Origin of the sequence: Pseudomonas fontis, assembly GCF_028656955.1 — a bacterium.
GTDB classification, from domain to species: domain Bacteria; phylum Pseudomonadota; class Gammaproteobacteria; order Pseudomonadales; family Pseudomonadaceae; genus Aquipseudomonas; species Aquipseudomonas fontis.
Genome location: NZ_JAMDGY010000130.1, coordinates 1 through 6,017, shown reverse-complemented (window position 1 = coordinate 6,017; position 6,017 = coordinate 1). Strand labels below are relative to the sequence as shown.

Sequence of the window (6,017 nt, the reverse complement as noted above, 5' to 3'; positions counted from 1 at the left end):
CAACGCCGGCGCATGCGGCGAACGTTCAACCTGCGCCTCGATCAACGACTGGATGCTGGTTTGCAGCGGGTATTCGATGGCCGTGGCGTTCCAGCTTTCGACGATGGTCTGGCGCTCAATTGCGTTGAGCATCGGCAGGTCGGCAACCCGGGTATCCGGCGCCGCCACGATGCCTTCCAGCAAGTTCAACCAATGCTCGCCCATGCGGGCAACAGTCGCTGCATCGAACAGGTCGGTGGCGTACACCAGACTGGCGCTCACGCCCTGCGCCGACTCGACGGTTTCCAGCGTCAAATCGAATTGCGAGGTGTGTCGCTCCAGGCTCAGCGGCTGCACATTGAGCACGCCCTCGTCCTGCTGCGCGGCCTGCTCGCGGGCACTGCCCTGATGGTTGAACAAGACCTGGAACAGTGGGTTGTGGCTCAGGCTGCGCTCGGGCTGCAAGGCCTCGACCAGCTGTTCGAACGGTAGGTCCTGGTGGGCCTGGGCGTCGATAGCCGCCTGCCGCACTGCTTGCAGCAACACCCGGAACGGCTGCTGCGGGGCAACCTCGGCCTTGAGAATCTGGGTATTGATGAAAAAGCCGATCAAGCGCTCGGTCTCGACCCGGTTGCGGTTGGCAACCGGCACGCCGACACGGATATCGCCCTGGCCACTGTAGCGGTGCAGCAGGGTCTGGTAGGACGCCAGCAACAGCATGAACAGCGTGACGTTCTCCCGCTGCGCCATCTGTTTCAAGGCCTGGCTCAGCCGGGCATCAAGCCGCAGCCCATGACGCGCACCGCGAAAGCTCTGCTCGGCAGGCCGTGGATGATCCGTGGGCAGGGCCAACACGCTCTGCTCACCCGCCAGTTGGGTGGTCCAGTAGGCCAATTGGCGTTCACGTTCGCCCGCCTCCATCCAGTGTCGTTGCCACAGGGCATAGTCGGCATACTGGATCGGCAGCGCTGGCCACTCGAGGGACAGGCCGCGGCTGAATGCACCATACAACTGCACCAGCTCATCGATCATGACCTGCATCGAGGCGCCATCGGAAATGATGTGGTGCTGGGTCAACACCAGCACATGGTCATCTGTGCCCAGGTGCAGCAGGCTGACCCGCAACAACGGGCCCTGCTCCAGGTCGAACAGGCGCTGGGTTTGCTCCTCGACGAAGGCCTTGATCTGCGCCGCCTGGGCCTCGGCGTGCGCCGCCAGCGGGCGCTGCACCTGCTCGATGCGCAGGTCAACGCTGGGCCGGATCACCTGCCGGGTCTGGCTGTCGTCCTGCACGAAGGTGGTACGCAGGCTCTGATGACGCTCAACCAGGCTGGCGAAACTGCGCTCCAGCGCCGGGATGTCCAGCGGGCCACGCAGGCGCAATGCGGCGGGAATGTGATACGCCGCGCTGTGCGGGTCCAGTTGCCAGAGGAACCATTGGCGTTCCTGGGCATAGGACAGCGGCAGCACCTCGAACGACGACTGCACTTCCGGGATCGGCAAGTTGGCCGGAGAAACGCCCTCTTCAAGCATCTTTTCCAGGTACAGCTTGCGCTTGTCCAGCGGCAGGGTGATGAAGCGCTTGGCAATTTTCGAAGCGACAGATTTGTCCATCAGAATTCCTCCATCTCATCCAGCAGCGCTTCGAGCTTGCTCAGTTTCGACGTATTCAAAGGTTTGGCCGTGGTTTCCAACTGCTCGACAAAGGTCTTGAGCTGAGGGAAGCGGAAGAGAAGTTGTGGCGTCAGGGTCAGGCCCAATTCCAACTGCAGGCGTGAAACCACGTTCACCACCGTCAGCGAATGGCCGCCCAGTTCGAAGAAGTCATCGTCCAGGCCGACCTGTTCCAGCTTGAGCACGTCCTGCCAGATGGCCGCAACTTGCTGTTCAAGTTCGGTGACAGGCGCGACATAGGCATGCTGGTGCAGGCTGGCATCGGGTGCTGGCAAGGCCTTGCGATCGAGCTTGCCGTTGGCTGTCAGCGGCAGCTGCTCGATGAACACCAGGTGCGTCGGCACCATGTAGTCCGGCAAAACCTCGCGCAGGTGCTCACGCAGTGCGCCGGCATCCGTACCAGGCGCCGCCACCACATAGCCGACCAGTTGCGTGCCGTTGGCGCCGGCCAGTGCCAGCACGGCGGTTGCGCTGACGGCTGGGTGATCAAGCAGGCTGGCCTCGATCTCACCCAGTTCGATGCGGAAACCGCGCACCTTCACCTGCTGGTCGATACGCCCGACGTATTCGATCACCCCGTCAACCCGATAACGTGCCAGGTCACCAGTGCGGTACAACCGCCCACCCGGCGTCTGGCCATAAGGGTCGGGGATAAACCGCGTGGCGCTGAGGTCGGCGCGGTTCAGGTAACCACGGGCCAAGCCGGCGCGCCCGATATACAGCTCGCCGATACAGCCTGGTGGTACCGGGTTGAGTTCGCTGTCGAACAGGTACCAGGACAAATCGTCGATCGGCAGGCCGATCGGGCTGCTTGCATCACGTTCAAGGTCGGCCAACGTCAGTGGCCGGTAGGTGACGTGCACGGTGGTTTCAGTAATGCCGTACATGTTGATCAAGCGCGGTGCGCGGTCGCCGAAGCGCTCGAACCAGGGGCGCAGGCTCTTCACTTCCAGCGCTTCGCCACCAAAGATCACATGCCGCAAGGCGCCACTGCCCACCTCGGCCGGCAAGGCGCAAGCGACCTGCATCAGTTGTTTGAACGCCGAAGGCGTCTGGTTCAGCACCGTCACCCCTTCCCGGCCCAGCAATTCGAGGAACTGCTGCGGCGAACGGCTGACTTCATGGGGCACGATCACCAGTTTGCCGCCATGCAGCAACGCACCGAAGATCTCCCACACCGAGAAGTCGAACGCATAGGAATGGAACAGGCTCCAGACATCCGTCGCGTCGAAGCGCAACCACGCTTCGGTGGCCTGGAACAGCCGCAACACGTTGCAGTGTGGCAACAACGTGCCCTTGGGTTGCCCGGTGGAGCCGGAGGTGTAGATCACGTAGGCCAGGTTCGCCGTGCTCATCGCCACGTTCGGGTTGTGCTCGCTGAAGCCGGCGTAATCGTTCGGCAGGTCGTCCAGCAGCAACGTCTCGACCCCGGCCGGCACGTCCAGTTGCTCGACTACCGAGGCCTCAGCCAGCAACAGGTGCAGGCCGCTGTCACGCATCATGTAGCTCAGGCGGTCTTGCGGGTAATGCGGGTCCAGCGGCACATAGGCGCCCCCGGCCTTGAGCACGGCCAGCAAGGCAACCGGCATCGCCAACCGGCGCTCGGTGGCGATACCGACCAGCACGTCCGGCCCGACACCACGGGCAATCAGCGCATGCGCCAAGCGGTTGGCCTGCTGGTTGAGCTGTTGGTAGGTCAGGGTTTGCCCGTCCAGTACCACGGCGATGGCCTGTGGCGTACGTGCCACCTGGGCTTCGATGCGCTGGTGCAGGCAACCGATGTCCGGGTGGCTGACGGGGGCGGCGTTCCAGTGCGCGATGACCGCCTCACGGGCCGCTCCATCCAGCAGTTCCAGCTGGCACAAGCGCGCTTGAGCGGCGTCGGCCATCTGCATGAGCAGGTGCTGCAGGTGCTCACCCAGGCGTGCGATGGTTGCCGCGTTGAAATGCGCCTGGTCGTAGCTGAAGTGCAGGCCCAGGGTTTCACCCAGGCCGATGGCCAGGGTCAGTGGGTAGTTGGCCAGCTCGTGGCGCGCCAGCGGGCCGAAGCTCAGCGCTGCGCCACTGCCCTGTTGCAGGGCCTCGGAGACGGGATAGTTCTCGAACACCAGCAAGCTGTCGAACAAGGCTGTACCGCTCTGGCCAGCCCAACGTTGGATCTCGAACAGTGGCGTGTGCTCGTGCTCGCGCAGCGCCAGGTTTTGCGCCTGGACCTGTTGCAGCCAGTCGCCGACAGTCTGTTGTGGCGCGGGGCTGGCGATAACCGGCAGGCTGTTGATGAACAGGCCAACCTGTTGCTCGACACCCTCCAATTCTGCCGGGCGCCCGGCCACGGTCGCCCCGAACGTTACCGTCGACTGCCCGCTGTAGCGTTGCAGCAGCACCAACCAGGCGGCTTGCAACAAGGTGTTGACCGTGACTTTCTGCTGGCGGGCGAATTCGCTCAACTTGCGCGTGCCGGCACTCTCGATACGCTGATGCAGGTCGGCCTGGCCGTACGCGGCGTCTGCCGCCTCGCCCAGCCCACCCAGCAGTTGCACCAGCCGGGTGGGTTCGTCCAGGTTGGCCAGTTGCTGTTTCCAGAAGGCTTCACTGGCAGCGCCATCCTGGGCCTGTAACCACTGGATGTAGTCACGGAAGCGTCCTCGCGCACGCGGCACCGGTTGGCCGTGGTAGCGCTGGAGCACTTCCCCGAGCAGCTGCGAACTGCTCCAGCCGTCCATGAGGATGTGGTGATGGGTGTAGATCAGGTGGTAACGCTGCGCGGACAGTTGCACCAGTTGCAGGCGCAGCAACGGCGCGGCAGCAAGGTCAAAGCCCTGCTCCAGTTCCTCGGCGGCCAAGGTGTCCAGCGCGCGGGCCACGTCATTGCGCCCCTGCCAGTCCAACTGGGTGAACGGCACTTGCAGCGCCTTGAGCAGCACCTGCACCGGACGTTCCAGGTCGCCCTGCCAGACGAAGGCGCTGCGCAGGCTGTCCTGTGCCTCCAGGGTGGCCTGCCAGGCGGCGCGGAAACGTTGCGGATCAAGCCCGTCCACGTCCACCCGCAACTGGTTGACATAGTGCCCGCGTGACTGCTCGTACAGGGTGTGGAAGAGCATGCCCTGCTGCATCGGCGACAGCGGGTAGATATCCTCGATCTGCTGCGCCGGGTACGGCAGGCCGTCCAATTGGGCCTGGGTCAGGTTGGCCAGGGCAAAATCCGACGGTGTAACGCCCTGGTGCTGAGGTGCCAGGCAATGCTCGACCAGCGCGTGCAGTTCACGGCTGTAGTCGTCGGCCAGGGCTTGTATGGCCGCCTCGTCGAACTGCTCACGGCTGAAGGTCCAACCCAGGCTCAGCTCACCGCCGAAAACCTGGCCATTGAGGGTCAAGCCGTTGGCCAGCGGTGCATCGGCCGCCTGTGCAGCGCCGCCGTTCTCACCTGCCGGCACGAACAGGCTGCCATCCACCTGCTCGAAACTGCCGTCGAACTGGCCCAGGTAGTTGAAGGTGATACGCGGCACCGGCAGTGCCTTGAGGGTTGCCCGGCTGGCGTCGTCGCCCAGGTAGCGCAAGGCGGCAAAACCGATGCCTTTGTTCGGGATCGCGCGCAGCTGCTCCTTGACCTGCTTGATCGAGTCGCCGATGTGCGCCGAAGGGGTCAGGCGTGCGGGGAACAGGCTGGTGAACCAGCCGACGCTGCGGGTCAGGTCCTGCTGTTCGAACAACTCTTCACGGCCATGACCTTCAAGCTGCACCAGCACCGACGCTGCACCGGTCCAGCGCGCGATCACCCGCGCCAGTGCAGTCAGCAGCAGGTCGTTGACCTGGGTGCGGTAGGCGCCAGGTGCCTCTTGCAACAGCTGCCGGGTGGCCTGTGCCGGCAAGTGCGAATGCACGGTGTGCGCATGACGCTTCTGCAAGCTGGCACCACTGTAGGCGCCCGGCAAGTCCACCGAGGCGCCGTGCAGTTGCCCTTGCCAGAAACCCAGTTCGGCTTGCAGGGCTTCGCTGCGGGCATAGTGCTGCAGCTGTTCAGCCCAGGCTTTCACCGAGGTGGTCTTGCCCGGCAGCACGACCGGATGACCTGCCTGGCGCTGGCGATAACCGGCTTGCAGGTCCTCCAGCAAGATGCGCCACGACACACCGTCCACTACCAGGTGATGAATGACCAGCAGCAGGCGCTGCTCGCCATCGGGCGCCGTGTTCAGCACCGCCCGCAGCAGCGGGCCATCCTGCAGGTTCAAGCTGCGCTGGGCCTGCTCGAAAAGCACTTCGCGCGCGGCGCTATCGGGCGCATCGGTCTGCCAGAGCAAGGCATCGGCAGCAACGGCCTTGAACTGTGCCTGCCAGCCATCGGCCTGCTCGCTGAAGCTCAGGCG

2 protein-coding genes are annotated in these 6,017 nt (G+C 64.2%); both read right to left on the bottom strand.

What is annotated here, in order from left to right; translation table 11 throughout:
• Positions 1–1,593, bottom strand: a 1,593-nt coding sequence (locus tag M5G11_RS26705; protein WP_273914086.1) for a condensation domain-containing protein, incomplete at its 3' end; no start/stop codon positions are given.
• Positions 1,593–6,017 (bottom strand): amino acid adenylation domain-containing protein (locus M5G11_RS26700; RefSeq protein WP_273914085.1); only part of this gene is annotated, 4,425 nt, incomplete at its 5' end. The genes M5G11_RS26705 and M5G11_RS26700, both read right to left, overlap by 1 nt.